17 protein-coding genes are annotated in these 16,096 nt (G+C 55.1%); 2 read left to right on the top strand and 15 right to left on the bottom strand.

What is annotated here, in order from left to right; all coding sequences use genetic code 11:
• Positions 1-52 precede the first annotated feature (52 nt).
• From MJA45_RS23340 to MJA45_RS23395, 12 genes are all read right to left on the bottom strand, one after another.
• Entirely contained in the window at positions 53-2,317 is a 2,265-nt protein-coding gene (locus tag MJA45_RS23340) for a helix-turn-helix domain-containing protein (RefSeq protein WP_315604295.1), read from the bottom strand.
• 127 nt (positions 2,318-2,444) lie between these two features.
• On the bottom strand, positions 2,445-4,082 hold the full coding sequence (locus tag MJA45_RS23345; RefSeq protein ID WP_315604296.1) for a type 2 periplasmic-binding domain-containing protein: 1,638 nt from the start codon (positions 4,080-4,082) through the stop codon (positions 2,445-2,447).
• A gap of 168 nt (positions 4,083-4,250) precedes the next feature.
• Entirely contained in the window at positions 4,251-5,150 is a 900-nt protein-coding gene (locus tag MJA45_RS23350) for a carbohydrate ABC transporter permease (RefSeq protein ID WP_315604297.1), read from the bottom strand.
• Positions 5,151-5,165: 15 nt separating this feature from the next.
• Positions 5,166-6,134: an ABC transporter permease gene (locus tag MJA45_RS23355; RefSeq protein ID WP_315604298.1), complete on the bottom strand. Its 969-nt coding sequence runs from the start codon at positions 6,132-6,134 to the stop codon at positions 5,166-5,168.
• 245 nt (positions 6,135-6,379) lie between these two features.
• Positions 6,380-7,780 (bottom strand): alpha-L-fucosidase, encoded by a 1,401-nt coding sequence (locus tag MJA45_RS23360; protein WP_315604299.1) that lies wholly within the window; start codon positions 7,778-7,780, stop codon positions 6,380-6,382.
• 35 nt (positions 7,781-7,815) lie between these two features.
• The gene (locus MJA45_RS23365) at positions 7,816-9,321 is read right to left on the bottom strand and encodes an alpha-L-fucosidase (RefSeq protein ID WP_315604300.1); all 1,506 of its coding nucleotides are present in this window, start codon (positions 9,319-9,321) and stop codon (positions 7,816-7,818) included.
• Between the two features lie 46 nt (positions 9,322-9,367).
• A complete protein-coding gene (locus MJA45_RS23370; protein ID WP_315604301.1) occupies positions 9,368-10,384 on the bottom strand; it encodes a sialidase family protein in 1,017 nt (338 codons plus the stop codon).
• 245 nt (positions 10,385-10,629) lie between these two features.
• On the bottom strand, positions 10,630-10,947 hold the full coding sequence (locus MJA45_RS23375; protein WP_315604302.1) for a hypothetical protein: 318 nt from the start codon (positions 10,945-10,947) through the stop codon (positions 10,630-10,632).
• 129 nt (positions 10,948-11,076) lie between these two features.
• The gene (locus MJA45_RS23380) at positions 11,077-11,853 is read right to left on the bottom strand and encodes a sigma-70 family RNA polymerase sigma factor (protein ID WP_315604303.1); all 777 of its coding nucleotides are present in this window, start codon (positions 11,851-11,853) and stop codon (positions 11,077-11,079) included.
• The gene (rsbW, locus tag MJA45_RS23385; RefSeq protein WP_315604304.1) at positions 11,850-12,299 is read right to left on the bottom strand and encodes an anti-sigma B factor RsbW; all 450 of its coding nucleotides are present in this window, start codon (positions 12,297-12,299) and stop codon (positions 11,850-11,852) included. Before rsbW (MJA45_RS23385) ends, MJA45_RS23380 begins: the two co-directional genes overlap by 4 nt.
• Positions 12,296-12,655 (bottom strand): STAS domain-containing protein, encoded by a 360-nt coding sequence (locus tag MJA45_RS23390; RefSeq protein WP_315604305.1) that lies wholly within the window; start codon positions 12,653-12,655, stop codon positions 12,296-12,298. Before MJA45_RS23390 ends, rsbW (MJA45_RS23385) begins: the two co-directional genes overlap by 4 nt.
• Before the next feature lie 184 nt (positions 12,656-12,839).
• Positions 12,840-13,292, bottom strand: coding sequence for a DUF948 domain-containing protein (locus MJA45_RS23395; protein WP_315604306.1), 453 nt, complete (start codon positions 13,290-13,292; stop codon positions 12,840-12,842).
• A 231-nt stretch (positions 13,293-13,523) separates the two neighbouring features.
• Between MJA45_RS23395 and MJA45_RS23400 the strand changes: the two genes are divergently transcribed.
• Complete coding sequence (locus tag MJA45_RS23400) at positions 13,524-14,006, top strand: Dps family protein (RefSeq protein WP_315604307.1); 483 nt, start codon at positions 13,524-13,526, stop codon at positions 14,004-14,006.
• A 165-nt stretch (positions 14,007-14,171) separates the two neighbouring features.
• On the opposite strand, the gene rsbW (MJA45_RS23405) is transcribed toward MJA45_RS23400, so the two are convergent.
• A complete protein-coding gene (rsbW, locus tag MJA45_RS23405) occupies positions 14,172-14,621 on the bottom strand; it encodes an anti-sigma B factor RsbW (RefSeq protein ID WP_315604308.1) in 450 nt (149 codons plus the stop codon).
• Positions 14,621-14,971 (bottom strand): STAS domain-containing protein, encoded by a 351-nt coding sequence (locus MJA45_RS23410; protein WP_407083069.1) that lies wholly within the window; start codon positions 14,969-14,971, stop codon positions 14,621-14,623. The genes rsbW (MJA45_RS23405) and MJA45_RS23410 overlap by 1 nt, the downstream gene beginning before the upstream one ends.
• A gap of 137 nt (positions 14,972-15,108) precedes the next feature.
• Between MJA45_RS23410 and MJA45_RS23415 the strand changes: the two genes are divergently transcribed.
• Positions 15,109-15,273 (top strand): hypothetical protein, encoded by a 165-nt coding sequence (locus MJA45_RS23415; protein WP_315604309.1) that lies wholly within the window; start codon positions 15,109-15,111, stop codon positions 15,271-15,273.
• A gap of 127 nt (positions 15,274-15,400) precedes the next feature.
• Here the strand turns inward: MJA45_RS23415 and MJA45_RS23420 are convergent, their stop codons facing one another.
• Entirely contained in the window at positions 15,401-15,934 is a 534-nt protein-coding gene (locus tag MJA45_RS23420) for a hypothetical protein (protein WP_315604310.1), read from the bottom strand.
• Positions 15,935-16,096: the final 162 nt, after the last annotated feature.

Here is a 16,096-nt window from a genome sequence, read left to right on the forward strand (position 1 = left end):
CTGCCTTAATTATTATTTTGCCTAACCGTTTCAAACCAGTTGAATAGTCCCCCTACACCTGCTTCCGGAAATCGCTCGGCGGGACCCCCACCGCGTTCTTAAAGGCCCGGTTAAACGAGTTGTAGTTGGTATAGCCCACTTCCTCGCTGATTTCCTGGATCGGCTTGTCCGTCTCGAGCATAAGCTGCTTCGCCTTCTCCATCCGGTGCCGGATGAGCATGTCGAGAAATTTATCGCCGATCTCTTCTTTGAACAGCTTGCTCAAGTACTTCGGATTGATGCTAAACTTCTCGCTTAAATAAGTAAGCGACAGCTCCGGGTTGCTGTAATTCTCCTCGACATACCGGCGGATTTCCAGAATAAGCGTCCGGTTCTTCTTGGCATGGCGCATGGAGCCCATCTTCTCCGCGAGCTCCCGGAAGGACTCGTAGCACAGCCTCCGGAGATCCTCCACCGTCTCCCAATCCTCCAAATTCTTCAACAGTTCTTGGAGAGAATCCGCCCACAGTTCCTGGTACTCCCGGGAAAGCTCCCCGAATTCCCGCTCATAATGCTGGACGAGCAGCTCCATCGTGTTCCAGATTTCCTGGCGGGACAGGACCGAGGACTTCATTTGCTGGAACAGGTGATCAAAATGCTTCTCCCACTCGTCCTCGGATAGCCGCATGGCCTGAACGAGCCGGGAGATGGTTTGGAGAAAGCCATACACATCCCGGTTCGTGTCCGGCACCTCGCTCCGCGGAAGGATCCGGTTGCAGCCGAGGGCGGCTTTATAAGCCAGGGCGTGGCTGGCCTCCTTCAGGGACTCTCTCAGTCCGGTCAGGTCCTCCGCCTGCTTGCCCACCCCGACCGTAACGGTAAACCCGAGATTCTGCTCCACCCACTCCCGGTAGGTCGAAAGCAGCTTCTGCTCGAATAAGCCCGGGGGCCGGTTCTCCTTTACCCACAGCATGGCCGTAAGCCGGCGGTCGGACAGCCACTCCGCCCATACCTCCGTGCCGGCCTGCTGGGCCGTTTCCTGAAGCACCGTGGAGAGGACGAACTTCAGCAGCGATTGATCCTGCTCGTGATAATCCTCGGTAAATTGTCGGTACCGGTCCATCTCCACAACGGCTGCCGTCCACCGGTTGTCCAAGGAGTCCAAGAACGGAATATGGAATTTGTCCATCTCCGCCCGAAACTCCTCCTTGTCGTAAGCCTTCTTCCCTTCGAGCAGCTCCTGGAAGAAGTATTTCTTCTGGAGGATCAAGTTCTCCTCGTAGGTTTGCCGGTATTGGCGGGTCTGGTCAATCATCGACTCCAGCGTCGTTTGAATAAACCCGAACTCGTTCCCCTGCAGGCGCTCGGGCCCCGGCTTCTTCTGCGACGCCACCGTCTGGATGAGCGTCACAATCTGCTGGATCGGCTTGTAATTCCGCCGGGTGACATAGATGACCCACGCCACTCCAATCAGCACCACGACAATGGCAAAGGCAAACCAGACCGTGTAGAACTCAAGGGCGAATTTCACGACCTTCCCGTTGGCAAGCCCCGTCTGCACTTTCCATCCTCCGTAGCTGGAGGTAAACTCCGAGAACACCTCGCCTTTGGACAGCTTCGCCGAGCCGGCTTTCCCCGGATTTTCCGGCTCCCAAAGCGCTTCACCCGCCCGGTTCAGGACATGGACGAAAGTAAAATTCGGATCGTACATTTGAAGAATGGTCTTCTCGACCGTGGGCAAATCGACATTAACGACCACGAGCCCGTCTTCCCCGGTGCTCTCGCCGCGCACGAGCGTCATCACCCGAACCGGTGTCTGCGAGGGGAAGGCTTTGAAATCCCTCGCTCCTTCCCACCGCAGAACATGATGATCCCGGCTCGCCTTGATGAACGCCGCATCCGGAAAGTCCTCCAGCGGAATCCGTTTCCCGTTGCTTAACACCGTATTGTCCCGGTCCCGCACCAAATAGATCGAATGAATGAGCGGAGATTCCAGCTTCAGTTCGTCCATAACCCCTACCGCCTGGATGGCGGCCGTCACATCGTCCAGCGGGGAATTCGCGAAATAATTTTTGAGGCTGGGATTGGTCAGCATTTCCCGAAGAACCTTGAAGTCGATGGAGCGCAGCGAATTGTCCAAATACTGCATCACCTGAGACCCCAGAAATTCGTTGGCCTTCAGTGCCTCCTTGCGGTTCTGCTCGTTAAAGACCTGGAAGAAGACGATAAACAGGATCGTCGTCACAATAAAAAAAACAGGAAGATAGGACAGGAGCAATCGTCTGAACCAATTGTTGTTCATCTCGAGGTCCTCTCCCTTCCGCCATGGTTGCTTCAACAGCCGTCCATCCCGCTGCCTGTCTTTAAATTATCTATAATTATAAGGGATTAAAAAAGCATGTCAAAGGAAAAGACCGCTCCCGTCGATGTCTGACCCGGGAGCAGCCTTTCGTTACAGCCGTTGCTTATTTCTCTTTCTTCTCCAGCGCGCGTTGATAAATGGCCAGATATTCCTTGAGGTTCAGGCCGTCGAAGCCCTTCACGTACGCATCCCAGTCTTTATCGATGCTTTTGCTGCCGATGATGAACTGCGCCATGTTGGAGACGACGTAATCCTTGATGGCCGTCGTCAGCTGAGCCGCATTCTCCGTATCTTCCGTGCGGATAAAGACATTGGCCGGATAGGTTTCCTTAGGAGCATAAGGCTGGTATACCTGCGTAGCCTTGGCCAAGCGGGTGCCGTAGCCTTCCGGTGTCATAGGATCCTGGCCTTCGGCGAACAAGTCGCGGAATGTCTTGGACAGGTCATGCGCACCGATCTGGGACCAGCTCTCGTTCACGATAACATTCTTATCGCGCTCCGGCAGGTTGTAATAGCTGTACTTGGCCGGCTTGCCGTCGATATTCTTCTCATCCGGCTCCGCCTTCTTCCAGCCTTTCCCTTCCGTCGGACCGTATTCGGCATAGAGGGCGCCCTCTTCGCTGAACATATAATCCGCAATCTTGATCGCCGCAATCTGCTGGGCCTCGGAGGCTTTGTTCGTAATGGCGAATTCAAATTCCCCTACGCTTTGCGAAGCACCGGTCGTCTGAACGCCGTTTGGCCCCTTCAGAGGGGGAACAATTTCCCAGTGCTGGTGACGGGTCTTATCTTTCTCATAAGTGTTCACCAGGTAACTGATGAGCGCCGTGGTAATGGAGCCGACCGCTTCGTCGCCTTCCTTGTTCCCGAGCTGTCCGACCGCCTGGTCGTTCTGGGTGAAGGAAGCCGGATCCACCAAGCCTTCCTTGTAGAGCTTGTTCATGTATTCCAGGCCTTGCTTCCATTCCGGCTGGTTGGCGGCAAAGCTTATTTTGCCGTCCTTGACGATCAAGTACTTGTCGTTGTCGTTGTAAATAAAGCTGTTCATCAGGAACGCATCGATGTTCCCGTTCCATACGTATTTGTTCGGGGCTCCGGTAAGAGGAATTTCATCCGCCTTTCCGTTGCCGTTCGGGTCTTTGGTTTTGAAGGCCTTCAGAACCGTATAAAGCTCATCGGTCGTCGTAGGCATTTTGAGCCCCAGCTTGTCGAGCCATTCCTTGTTGATCCAATACTTCTGCGAATAGGTGCAGTGGTAGCATTCGTTGAAGATCGGAAGCGCATAGATGTTGCCGTCCGGTGCGGTAATGGCATCCTTGAAGTACGGCTTGTCTTCCATCTGCTTCGTAATATTCGGTGCGTACTTGGCCAGCAGGTCGTTCAGGGGCAGGAAGACGCCCTGTTTACCGTAGTTCTGAAGATCCGAAGTGGTGAACTTGCCGTGAAGGAAAACCTCCGGATAGTCGCCGCTTGCCAGAAGCAGCTGGCGGCGGTCCTGCAGGGCATCCGACGGGGCGAGGTCCCACTTCAGCTTGACGTTGAATTTCTTCTCGATGAATTTCGTGAACTCGTTCTCCTCCATAGGGGCTTTCCCTTGAGGAGCAAAGAAGGTCATACTCACGGGGCCGCCGTTCTCGCCCCCTCCGGACCCTCCGGACTGGCTATCCTGCTTTCCGCAGGCGGCAAGTATCGTAAACGATGCCAGAATGATGGCCAAAAGCACAGACAATGATTTTTTCAAAGGTGACTCCTCCTTATGAAATGTCGCGGTGTAAGTTTTCGTCATTTTACTACACACGTGCCTTTCCCGTGAAATTTCCTTCGCGGAAAGGCACAAGCCCCGTCCCGGAAAGCGCGGCCGATCTAGCACCTCCTTCCCCATTGTTTCCGGCGGGAGTTCTTCTATGCCTCATCCTTTCAAGGAACCGATCATGACACCCTTAACAAAATGCCGTTGAACGAACGGGTAGATGATCAGGACCGGAATGCTGGCCACGACAATCAAAGCATATTTCAGAACCTGCTCGAACCCTTGATCGCGCAGCTTCGCGGTGGTGTTCGCCAGCATCTGCGGGTCGGCGGCATTCAGAATCAGCAGGTTGCGGAGCACGTACTGCAGAGGGAACAGCTTCTCAGTACGCAGGTAAATCAGGGCGTCGAAGTAAGCGTTCCAGTGGCCGACGGCGTACATCAGGGTCATGACCGCCAGAATAGGGGCGGACAAGGGAAGCACGACACTGATCAGGTACCGGATATCCCGGCAGCCGTCCATCTGAGCGGCTTCTCCGAGCTCCTCCGGAATAGAGGTCTGAAAGAAGGTCCGGGCCACAATGACCTGGAAGACGGCGAGCGCCCCCGGCAGCCACATCGCCCACCGCGTATCAAGAAGATGAAGGCCCTTCATAAGCAGATACGTAGGGATAAGGCCGCCATCGAAAAACATGGTAACCATCATAAAGATCATGATGAGGCCCCTGCCGTAAAACGTCTTGCGGGAGAGAGGATACGCAAGCATCACGGTCAACGTCACATTAATCAGCGTCCCGACCACCGTATAGATAATCGTATTGTAGTAGCCCACCATGAGCTGGGAGCTTCGGAAGATGGACGCATACGCTTTCAGATTAAAGTCGACGGGAAGGAGCCAAACCTTACCCGACATGACCGCTCCCGAGGAGCTCAAGGAGGAGCTTACGATAAAGAGAAGCGGGTAAAACACAATCAGCAGCACAAGGCTCAGAAACAAGTAGTTGAAGCCCATAAAAATCCGGTCGCCCACCGGTTCTTTGATCCGATTACGTTTAAACATGGATGTCCCTCCCTTTTACCACAGGCTGTTCTCCGAAACCCTGCGGGAAACCGTATTCACAATGATGAGCAGAATGAGATTGATGATGGAGTTGAACAACCCGACCGCCGCCGAGAAGCTGAAGTTCGCCCCGACCAGACCGACCTTGTACACATACGTCGCAATAACTTCCGAAGCGCTCGTATTCAACGGGTTCTGCATCAGGAAGATTTTCTCGAAGCCGACGCCCATCACGCTGCCCAGACTTAGAATCAGCATAATGACGGTAATGGGAATGAGGCTTGGGATGTCGATATGCAGCATTTTCTTGAAGCGGGAGGCTCCGTCCATCTTCGCGGCCTCATACAGCGAGGGATCCACTCCGGCGAGTGCCGCCATATAGATGATGGAGGAGTACCCCATCGTCTGCCAGACTCCTGACCATACATAAATCGATTTGAAGTATTCCGGGATCCCGAGGAAGTTGGTTTGCGGCAGGCCGAGCAGGCCGAACAGCCGGTCCACCACCCCTACATGGGGAGACAGCATGAGGATGATGATGGATACCATAACGACCGTCGATATAAAATGAGGCGCATAGGTCACCATCTGCACCGTCTTCTTGAAGAAGCCCGTCCGGATCTCGTTTAGCGCCAGCGCCAGCAGAATGGGAATCGGGAAGCCGGCAATCAGCGAGTAGAACGAGATGCCGATCGTATTCTGGATCAGCCGCCAGAAGTTAGGCGAATGGAAGAAGGTTTGAAAATGATCGAAGCCGACCCAGGGACTTCCCCAGATGCCTTTGACGACGCTGTAGTTCTTGAAGGCGATCTGTACGCCGGCCATCGGAATGTATTTGAAAATAAAAAGATACAGAACCGGCGGCAGAACCAGCAGGTAGAGCTCCCAATGTCTCTTCAGGCTCTTGATGAAGGGATGCTCCCGTTTGCGTGCGATCCTTTGGAGCGTAGCAGGAGCGGACAGGCTGTCGGTTGGTTTACTCATTCACGTCACTCCTCTTTAGGTCTTTTCTGTCATTCCCCCAAGCTTTTTCGTTTGGCTTGAATGCTTGAGACGATCGTAACGCGGGTTCCTTTCTTTATTCAATTTGCAATTTTCCCGCCCTCTGCATTATTCCGAAACCCCTTGCCCCGCAAGGGAAAAACGCGTCTTAACACCCGCTTAACAATTTTCTCCCGCATTGAAAAAATCCCCGGAACCTGTACCCAGGTCCCGGGGATCCGTTATTCTCAGCGGGTCACCATGCGAAACGCATGGGTGATTGGAGCCTTCTCCGAAAGCGCCGTCTCCGGCAGGGTGACCGCCCATCCGTCCGTCGTTCTTTCGAACTCCAGCGCCTCTTCCGTGCCGATAAGCTCGATGCGGGAGACGTCCCCCGGGTAAGGAATGACAAGCTGCCGGCTGACCGTCTCCGCTTCGCTGCGGTAGAGACGGAAGGCGTAGCCGGTCGTGTCCTTGCGGGTGAACGCCCATTCGCCGGTAAAGGCCGGCTCGCAAACCCGCGTTCCGTAGATGCCCTCGCCGTTTTCCTTCAGCCAGGCGCCGAGCCCTTTCATGCTGCGGATGGCACCTTCCGGAAGCCGTCCGTCCGGCTGGGGACCAACGTTAAGCGCGAGGTTCCCGCCCTTGGCCACCACCTCGAGGAGGATATGAGCCAACTGCCGCGGGGTTTTGTAGGTGTCTTCATACCGGAACGAGAAGGAGGTGCCCATCGTGATGCAGCTTTCCCACGGGATGTTCATGGGCCGCTCCGGGATCGTCTGCTCCGGCGTGACAATATTCTCATACGGCCCGCCTACGGTCCGGTCCGCGGCCAGCAGCCACGGCTGGGTCCGGCGGGCTCTTTCCACGACTTCGCCGAGACGGATGTCCTGGCCGCTCCGGCCTTCGCGTACCCAGCCCGCATCGAGCCACAGGCAGTCAATGCGTCCGTACTTCGTCAGGAGCTCCATGATCTGCTCATGGGTGAAGTCCACAAATTTCTCCCACAGCCACGGATACTTCTCCGGGTCATAGGACGGTCCCCGCCACATGTGGCGGCCGCGTTCCATGCCCGGGGCCCAATAATACGGAGTATGCCAGTCCGCTTTCGAGAAATAAGCGGAGATGGCCAGTCCCTTGGCCCGGAACGCATCGAAGAGCTCCCGGCAGATGTCCGCATATTTATGGGTATGAAAAGGAGTGTCCGGTCCGGTGACCCGGTAATCCGTCGTGTGGGTGTCCCACATGCAGAAGCCGTCGTGGTGCTTGGTGGTAAAGAGGAAGTAGCGGAAGCCGTTGTCGGCCGCAAGTTCCGCCCACACGTCCGGCTGCAGGCGCACCGGATTGAACGTCCGGTTCAGGTCGAAGTACTGGCGCTTGAATTCCTCCATGTCGTCCGTCCAGTTGATGTCGTCCCGGGACCAGTTCCCGTCGTCATCGCTAAGGGCCCACGATTCCACCAGGCCCAGCTGGGAATACGGTCCCCAGTGCATCATCAGGCCTAGCTTCTGGTCCTTGAACCATTCCAGCCGCTCCAAGAGCAGAGGATCCTCCGGCTTCACCCACTCCTCTTCCTTGCTGAAGTTGTGAACGCCCGTTTCCACGATCGCTTCGTGCTGCTCCTCGTTGTTGTCTATCTTTTCACTCATGCTGATTCCTCCCATCCCATCGTTAACAAGTCCCCCTACGGTATATCCTTTTTCCCCGGGGGGCACAATGCTCCATTATCGCCTGCTTTGCCATTTTCCCCTTCCGGCCCGTAAACCCCAAGGAAGGACAGCGTCGGGCACCACCTCGATTCGAGAATGGTTATCCGGAGGTAACGGAAGGTCACCGGAGGGAAGACAGCTATTTTCTTATAGCCGATCACGGTTCCGCGGTAAATTTCCTTCCAATCGTCTTCCGTTCTGCCTTCCAGGAGGAAGCTTTCCACCCGCTGCCCGGACCGCAGATGCTCCATCAGCACCACCCGGCTGAACGTTTGGGGCTCCCCTAAGTCGAGCTCGATCGAAGCACGCTCGGTCCCTTCCTTGGGGCACCAGAACGTTTCGCGCCGGCCGTCGAGTACATGGGAAGCCCGATTCTCCTCGTCCTTCGTTTCCGACGCCTCCATGGCGGCCTCCGCTGCCAGATTGGTCCGGAACGCGGAGCGAAGCGCCTCCCCGAGCTCCTTCAGCCGGACGGCATCATTCTCGTGAATTCGCCCCCGCTTGTCCGGGGGCAGGTTCAGCAGGAAGGTGGCGTTGCCGCCGACAGCCCCGTAGTAAACCGCCAGCAGCTCCTCAAGCGATTTGACCTTATCGTCCTCCGAGGCATGGTAGAACCACCCCGGCCTTATCGAGGTGTTGACCTCCGCGGGGTACCAGACCAGATCATCGGCGAAGGGGCGGATCACGTCCCGGCTTCCCAGGTCGCGGTCATCGGTCCGGATCCGTGCCGCGAACCGGCCGTCATCCGCCTGCTGCGACTGCTCCTGGATCTTCTCGTTATCCCGCAAATGGCCCGGAACCACGCTCCATTCGGACGGCCGGGTATGCCCCGCCTCATTGCCGCACCAGCGCACATCGGGGCCGCACACCGAAATAACAGCCTGAGGCTGCAGCTCCCGAATGAGCCGGTAATAGGCTTCCCAGTCGTAGACCTGCCTCTTGCCGTTCGGGCCTTCCCCGCAGGCGCCGTCGAACCATACGCAGAAGATCTCCCCGTACCCCGTCAAGAGCTCCCTCAGCTGGTTCAGGAAGAACCCGTTATACGCCGGGGAATCCCCATAGGTCGGCTCATGCCGGTCCCAGGGAGACAGGTAGATGCCGAACCGGAGCCCGCCGCGGCGGCACGCCTCCGCTACCTCTTTGACCAGATCCCCCCTGCCGTCCTTCCACGGGCTGGCTGCTACCGTATGACCGGTATAGGCGCTCGGCCATAAACAGAACCCGTCATGATGCTTGCACGTCAGGATCAGGCCCGTCATGCCGGCGCTCTTGCACGCTTCGACCCACTGGTCGGCGGAAAGATCGGTGGGGGCGAACAAGGAAGGGTCCTCGTTCCCGAGCCCCCATTCCCGGTCCGTGTAAGTATTGACCGTATAATGAATGAAGGCGTAGAACTCCATCTCCTGCCAGGCCGCCTGCCGTTCGGATGGGGCTACCCGCGCCGCCGCCTTGATGAAAGCGGCCTCCGCATTCGCTGCCATTAGCCAACCTCTCCTTTCTTTCCGGATCGCCAGGATGTCCGCCCGATTACTCGTCGGGCAGCGTCAACGTCCAGAAGGCGATCCGGTCCCTTTTCCAGGTATAAGTCACATATAAGGTACGGCCCTTCGATACGATGGCCGGGTACGAATATTCCCCGGGCTCGTTCTCGAGCACCACTTCGTCTTCCCATGTTTCTCCATTGTCGTTCGAGAACCGGATAACCAGAGGGGTTCGGGGGCTTTCCGTCGAATAGCCGCGGACGGGATTGAAGATCAGAGCGAGCGTCCCATTCTCCATCCGGGTAACGTCGATCCCGCTGTTGTTATGGGGAAGGGTGGTCGGGTACGCCTCGCACCAGGTGCGTCCGTTGTCCTCCGAATCACTGCGGTAGATCCAGCCCTCGGTGCTCCGCAGCAGCATATGGACCCGGCTGCCGCCGGAGGACCACAGAGTCGGCTGAATGAGCCCCCGGGCGAACCAGTGGCGGGTGCCCACATAGCTCTCTAAGTCCATCGGCACCGGGGCGCTTTTCGTCCAGGTAACTCCCCCGTCCGAGGAGAGGTCGACAAAGGCCTCCCAGATCTGTTTACCGGGGGCATCCGGATCATGCCTCTCCACCGAGGCGGGGGCCGCTATCGTTCCATCCGGGAGGACAATCGGCTTGCAGCGGACGGGGCCGCGCCCTCCGACATCCCCCGGTACCAGCTCCCTCGGCTCCGACCAAGTTCTCCCTCCGTCCCGGGACACCGTGAAGCGGGTGGACCAATCGGTAATTTCATGCCCCACCTTGTAAAAGAGAAGGAGCTTGTCCTCCAAGGGAAGCAGCACCGGGTTCCAATGAGCGATGCCCTCCTCGTCCGCCGCTTTGAACGGAGCCGACCAGACGCCATTCCCCCGCAGAGCCATCCAGATGGCCACATCGCTTGATTTCTCGTAACTACCGGCAAACCAGGCCGCCGCTGTCCCGCCGTCCGGCAGCAGGGCAAGCGTCGAGGCATGACTGCTTTGGAAAGGCTGACCCTCCGCAAAAAGATATTGTTTCTCTGAAACGATTCCGGCCATGACAGATTCCTCCTGTTTTCCAGCTGTTATAGGACAGCCCATTCGATAAGCGAGAAACCGGCTTACCCTGCTCCTATCCTACCGGGCAGCCCCCCCGCCGATCAATTGGCATCTTTCACCGGCTTTCCGATTTTCGCCATGCGGCGGCGAACCGCCGAGTCGGGCAGACAGCCAAAAAAGGCCAGCCGGAGGCAACCCCCGACTGGCCTTTTATCACGAAAAAAAACGGGCATGGAGCCCGTTTTTTAATTTTCGAATTGCAGAGCCAGCGTTTCGAACGGGACCGAAGACCCGAAGACCGAGCTGATCTCAATCATTTCCTTGTCCGCCTTGGCAAACTTCTTGTCCTTCAGGTAATAGCCCCGCTCTCTTGCAAGCGTATACACTTTGCAGAAGTGCTCCGCCGCCGAGACCGCCTTCTCTTCGTTATCGAAGGATTCCAGGGAATTTCCGAATCCAAGAGGATTCGATGATGCCTGTATGGTAAGCTCGTAATTATTCTGCCCTGTCTCGCACACCAGCAGCTCACTGTCAAAACATTTGATACGATGCTTGATCACCATGCCAGCCACCGCCTTTTTAAGATAGCTTACTTTCGTATTATGTATTACCCCGTGGGCACCCCCGATGAAACAGGCGGCTTTCAAGTATCTCAGGAACGCAAAAAAAGCACGTCCGATAGACGTGCCTTCTCAGCTGTCTATCCCTTTCTTCTCGGATAGATGCTCCTTCAGCTTCTCGATCGCCCGCTTCTGGATACGGGATACGCTCATCTGCGAAATGCCGAGCGCCTGCGCGATCGTTCGTTGGGACTGGCCTTCGCTGTAGGCCATCATCAGCACTTTCTTCTCCTCTTCCTTCAGGTGAACGAAAGCCTGCTGCAGGTCCATTCTCATCTCGACGGTATGATAATCATCCACATCGCCGCCGATGAGATCCCCGATCGTGGCACTTCCCTCGTCGTTCGACAAAGGGGTATCGAGCGAGACATAGTTGTAGCACTCCCGGCCGGCCAGAACCTCGATCGTTTCCTCCTGGGAAAGATCCAGGGCTACCGCGATTTCGTCGACATTCGGCGAGCGCTCCAGCTTCATGGTCAAGTCGTCGATGGTCTGCTGGATCAGCAGCCCCTTCTCCTTGATCCGGCGCGGAACCTGAATGTACCAGGACTTGTCCCGCAGAAAATTCTTCATGTGCCCGATCAAGCTCTTCATCGCGTAGGCTTCGAATTGAATGCCGAGCGAGCTATCGTAATGCTTAAATAGGCGCAGCAAAGACATCTGGCCGACCTGATACAAATCCTCGTACAGATCGGGCCGGTTACGGGACATTTTTCCCGCCGCCATTTTGACCAGGGGCTCGTACTGCATCAGAAGGGAGGTGACAATCTCCTCGCAGTTCGTCTGCTGGTACTCTTTAATTTTTTGAATGATTTGGGAGTAATCCTGCATAGCCTGATTAGACTTCATGCCATTTCCTCATTCCTTTGAAGAAACTTAGTCAGGACGACCTCGGTTCCGGAGTTAGTAAACACCTGAACCTCGTCCATCAGAGCCTGCATCATGTAAATTCCGAGACCTCCCGCGTTGATTTCATCCAGCTGCTTGTCATGGAGGGAAGCGGCCTTGCTTTCCTTCAGCTGATAATCGAAGCTGTTGCCTTCGTCCTTGACGGAAATGCGAATCCCGTTGTCCGTTCCTTCGAATTTCACCTCCATGGAGCCCTTTTCGAGTCCACGGTAAGCATGAAGGACCGCATTGTTGCAGGCCTCCGCTACGGCTACCTTCATATCTTCGATTTCCTCATAGGAGAATCCCCATTTGGTGGCGATTCCGTATAAAGTCAGTCTGACAATATCAACAAAATCCGCATCGGCGGGGACGGTTAAGCATACCGTTTGGTTGTCAAGTTTCATATGATATCTTCTTTCCTTTCCACCGAAGACTTTCCGGAATTAGGGAGCAGGTATTGGGTAATGCCCGTAATATCGAACAAGCGCTGGATTTTGGAAGGAATCTCCGCTACATGGAAAGAGGCTCCCAGAGCATCGCGCTGTTTCAGGATAAGAATAATGATCCCGATTCCGGTGCTGTCTATATATTTAAGGTCCTTTAAATTTAAAATAAGGCCTCTGCCCGTCTGGTTCACGTAGGGCTCCAAGTCCGCCCGCATTTCGGGTGCCATGGACAAGTCCAGCTCCCCGTGCAGGTAAACCGTTATCGTGTCGGCCGCAACTTCCTTTGTGACATAGAACTTCTTCTCTGCGTTCATTTGGTTTCCTCCCGCCAAAATAACCTATTTAGACAACTATATATGTATTACCCGAACGGCCTGTCCCTGAAACAAGGAAAAAAACGGTATCTTCCGCTCTCCTTCTGCAAGAAAAAAGGAGCCGGCTGCCCGGCACCTTCCCCATTCTTCCTCGCCTCCGCGCTGCCCTGCTGCCTGAAAGGCTTTAGTGGCGGGCGGTTTCCTTCGACATGCGGTAAACCTTAATCCGCTGCCAGATATCGTAGATGGAGCTTGCCCAGTTGATGGCTTTGTACACCTTCTTGTCCTCGGTCTGGTTGACCTCGGCCAGGTTGCTCGTTACGTTGCTGCGGAACCGGTTCGACACTTGGCGGAGCGACGAGGTGACGCCTTCCAGCGTGTCGCCTACGTTCTCCACGGTACCGAAGAGAGAATCCAGAGCCTTCATCTTCGTCCGCACGTCCATCGTAATCTGATTCGTGTTGCGGATAAGCCCCTTCACCTCGGCGCTTACATCGTTCAGCTCCCGCTGAACCTGGTTGATGGTTTGGTTCGTATCCTTAAGGGACTCCTGCACCGTATGTAAGGTACGGATGAGGAAGAAGACCAGCACCGCAAAAGCAAGTGCGATAATTGCAACACTAATTTGCCATATCATGTTAACGCCTCCCTGGTTGGTTTGACGCGGTGGGATCCCGCGTTCCTTGCCTATTTGTTACCCGGTTCCTTACTCCCTGAAACAAGGAAGCGGCCTTTCGCGCTCCTCTGTCCCGCCGTTTAATTCCTGTGCTAATTGGGTAAACAAACATAGAGACTTCGGCCTGGGGACGATAGCTCCCCAAGTCAAGAGAAGCCCATTTCCCCTATCCCAAAGGAGGCAAAACCTTACATGGCCACAACAACCAAAACCAAGAACAGCGCGGTCGTCGAAGTTCTGAACAAGCAGGTAGCCAACTGGTCGGTGATGTTCATCAAGCTTCACAACTACCATTGGTACATTACCGGGGAGAACTTCTTCACCCTTCATGTCAAGCTGGAGGAGCTGTACAACGAAGCGAGCATTCATCTCGATGAAATCGCCGAACGGATTCTGGCTCTCCGGGGCAAACCGGTGGCGACGATGAAGGAATGCCTGTCGCTCTCTTCCATTAAAGAAGCCACCGGCAAGGAAAATGCTACGCAAATGGTGGCTCAAGTGGTCGAGGACTTCGAGCTCATCTCCACGGAGCTTCACGAGGGAATCGAGGTAGCCGAGGAAGCGAAGGACAGCCGCACCGCGGATATGCTGACGCAGATTCAGACTTCTCTGGAGAAGCATTCCTGGATGCTCGCCGCCTTCCTTGGCGAAAAGCCCAATCCTCCTATCGAATAAGGGCAGCCGCCTGTTAGAAGAGGGGATCCCCGAGCCATGAACCGGCTGAGGGATCCCCTCTTTTTTTGTTTGGGACAACAAAAAACCTTTCCTTGTTAAATGGCAGGTTCCCCAACCATTAACGTTTCAAGGAGAGGTTTTGGTTTGCTCTATCTTTTTCCCTACTCAGGCTCCCGGGTTGACGGCGGTTAAATACTTCGTAAGCACCACGCGGGTGCCTCCTCCGCTCAGCACTTCCACCTTGTCCATCAGAGCCTGCATCAAATAAATGCCAAGCCCTCCTGCGGAAATCTGCTCCAGCTCTTTGTTATGATGAGCGGACAATTCCTTAGCCTTGTCCTCATAATCAAAGCTCTTGCCTTGGTCGCTGATCGTGATGGCGAGCTCCGTATCCTTCATATCGAACTCCAGATCGATGCTTCCGCTCTCCCGGTTCGGATAGGCATGCAGCACGGAATTGTTGCACGCTTCGGCGACCGCGACCTTCATGTCCTCGATGTCCTCATAGGAGAAGCCCATCTTGTTAGCTATGCCGTAAAGCGAGAGCCGCGCAATGTCAATGTATTCCGCTCTGGCGGGAATCGTCAGCTTAACGGTCTTCCGGAAGGGCTGCATTACATTCCATCCGCCTTTACTGTAGTTTGAGGATCTCCCTCCACGGACAGAAATTTGGTGATACCGGTCAGATCGAACAGCTTCTGAATTTTGGCGGGCACCTCCTGAATGGTGAAAGGAAGCTTACGCTCGTTGCGCGCCTTCAGGATGAAGATCAGAATGCCCATTCCCGTGCTGTCTATGTAAGCCAGTTCCTTCAGGTTCAGGACAATAGACTTCGGAGAATCGATCAACGGCTCCAGAACCGAACGGAAGTACACGGCCATAGCCAAATCAAGTTCCCCTTTCATATAAAGGATGGTGCTATTTTCCGTTTCTTTGGTTTGAACGTTAAATTTTTTGCGGTCCACTGCACGGTCACCTCATCCAAATTAGTATTATTAGCATACCAAATCCCGTGAGAAATATCACGTAAAAGCACGATTCATGCCACTGCAATTTGTGTAATAGTAGGTACGAAGCACAATGATACCAGGAGGGGATCAAGATGGATCAGCGCAGAGACATTGAAGTCGATCAAACGCAAACGAAGGTAGAGAGAAAATCGGATTCTAGCCTAGTGGCTTCCACCTTCATCAAGTACTTGGCTTACGTTATCATCTTCTTTGGAGCTCTCTACTTCCTAGTCCGGTACGTCTTCCCAATGTTCTAAGCCAAACGAGCGGCCGCAAGGCCGTTTTTTCTTTGGCCGTTTTCGGCAAATGGCCCGCACCCTAGGTAAACGGCTTGAACATGCAGTTCGAAGGGACTGTTGAGTGACTCTCAACAGTCCCTTATGCTCATGTGTTGGACATGGGATAGTAGGTGATTCGGGTGATCCGGCTTTCCGCTACATTCAGGTACACCTTGATCAGCATCTCCCCCCGTTGGTAAACGAGACCGTCCTCCGCCGTATAATCCGGATTACCCAAGGCTTGGCGAATCGATTCCGGATTAATCGCTACCTCCACACCGTCGATAGCCACCGTACCCGCTTCCGCCGGTATGGACAGGCGGCTGACCGTTCCCTGGTCCATATCCACGCTCATATACCCGTATTCATAGGTTTCCACCCCGGTTAGGAAAGGATCCTTCGTGATATCCGCCGGAATGCCCAGCTTGTCTACCACGCCGCGGCGGGTGTCCTCCAACGTAACCCCGTTTACCGATTGAAACGTAAAAGCTTTATGAACCGGGCGGCTGACTACAGAGGCGTGAGAGACTTCCGTCTTCGGTATGTCCACCGCCGGATTGCCATCCGCCGTTGGTCCGGCGTAACTCCCCGCTGCGGTCAACCCGCCGAAAAGAACGGCTGTCGCTATCCATCTGTTCATCTTGACCCCTCCCCGTAATCTGGTTGCGTCTGTCGGCTCCTGCTTTGTTCGGGAGCTTGTCGTTAGTGGCAGCCGGTTAACGGAAGGAAACGCTGGGTAATGGTCGTTCCACGCATAACACAAGGTAAAGCCTTCCGGAAAGGAGGTCAGCTGCAGCCTCCC

Source organism: Paenibacillus aurantius, from assembly GCF_032268605.1.
Lineage (GTDB): Bacteria > Bacillota > Bacilli > Paenibacillales > NBRC-103111 > Paenibacillus_AO > Paenibacillus_AO aurantius.

Excerpts from the sequence above, each read along its gene's own strand:
- MJA45_RS23375 (WP_315604302.1), bottom strand. The coding sequence starts at position 10,947 with ATGGTGATCAAGCATCGTATCAAATGTTTTGACAGTGAGCTGCTGGTG.
- rsbW (WP_315604308.1), bottom strand. The coding sequence starts at position 14,621 with ATGCAGCCCTTCCGGAAGACCGTTAAGCTGACGATTCCCGCCAGAGCG.
- rsbW (WP_315604304.1), bottom strand. The coding sequence starts at position 12,299 with ATGAAACTTGACAACCAAACGGTATGCTTAACCGTCCCCGCCGATGCG.
- MJA45_RS23390 (WP_315604305.1), bottom strand. The coding sequence starts at position 12,655 with ATGAACGCAGAGAAGAAGTTCTATGTCACAAAGGAAGTTGCGGCCGAC.
- MJA45_RS23395 (WP_315604306.1), bottom strand. The coding sequence starts at position 13,292 with ATGATATGGCAAATTAGTGTTGCAATTATCGCACTTGCTTTTGCGGTG.
- MJA45_RS23355 (WP_315604298.1), bottom strand. The coding sequence starts at position 6,134 with ATGAGTAAACCAACCGACAGCCTGTCCGCTCCTGCTACGCTCCAAAGG.
- MJA45_RS23380 (WP_315604303.1), bottom strand. The coding sequence starts at position 11,853 with ATGAAGTCTAATCAGGCTATGCAGGATTACTCCCAAATCATTCAAAAA.
- MJA45_RS23420 (WP_315604310.1), bottom strand. The coding sequence starts at position 15,934 with ATGAACAGATGGATAGCGACAGCCGTTCTTTTCGGCGGGTTGACCGCA.
- MJA45_RS23365 (WP_315604300.1), bottom strand. The coding sequence starts at position 9,321 with ATGGCAGCGAATGCGGAGGCCGCTTTCATCAAGGCGGCGGCGCGGGTA.
- MJA45_RS23360 (WP_315604299.1), bottom strand. The coding sequence starts at position 7,780 with ATGAGTGAAAAGATAGACAACAACGAGGAGCAGCACGAAGCGATCGTG.
- MJA45_RS23415 (WP_315604309.1), top strand. The coding sequence starts at position 15,109 with ATGGATCAGCGCAGAGACATTGAAGTCGATCAAACGCAAACGAAGGTA.
- MJA45_RS23370 (WP_315604301.1), bottom strand. The coding sequence starts at position 10,384 with ATGGCCGGAATCGTTTCAGAGAAACAATATCTTTTTGCGGAGGGTCAG.
- MJA45_RS23400 (WP_315604307.1), top strand. The coding sequence starts at position 13,524 with ATGGCCACAACAACCAAAACCAAGAACAGCGCGGTCGTCGAAGTTCTG.
- MJA45_RS23350 (WP_315604297.1), bottom strand. The coding sequence starts at position 5,150 with ATGTTTAAACGTAATCGGATCAAAGAACCGGTGGGCGACCGGATTTTT.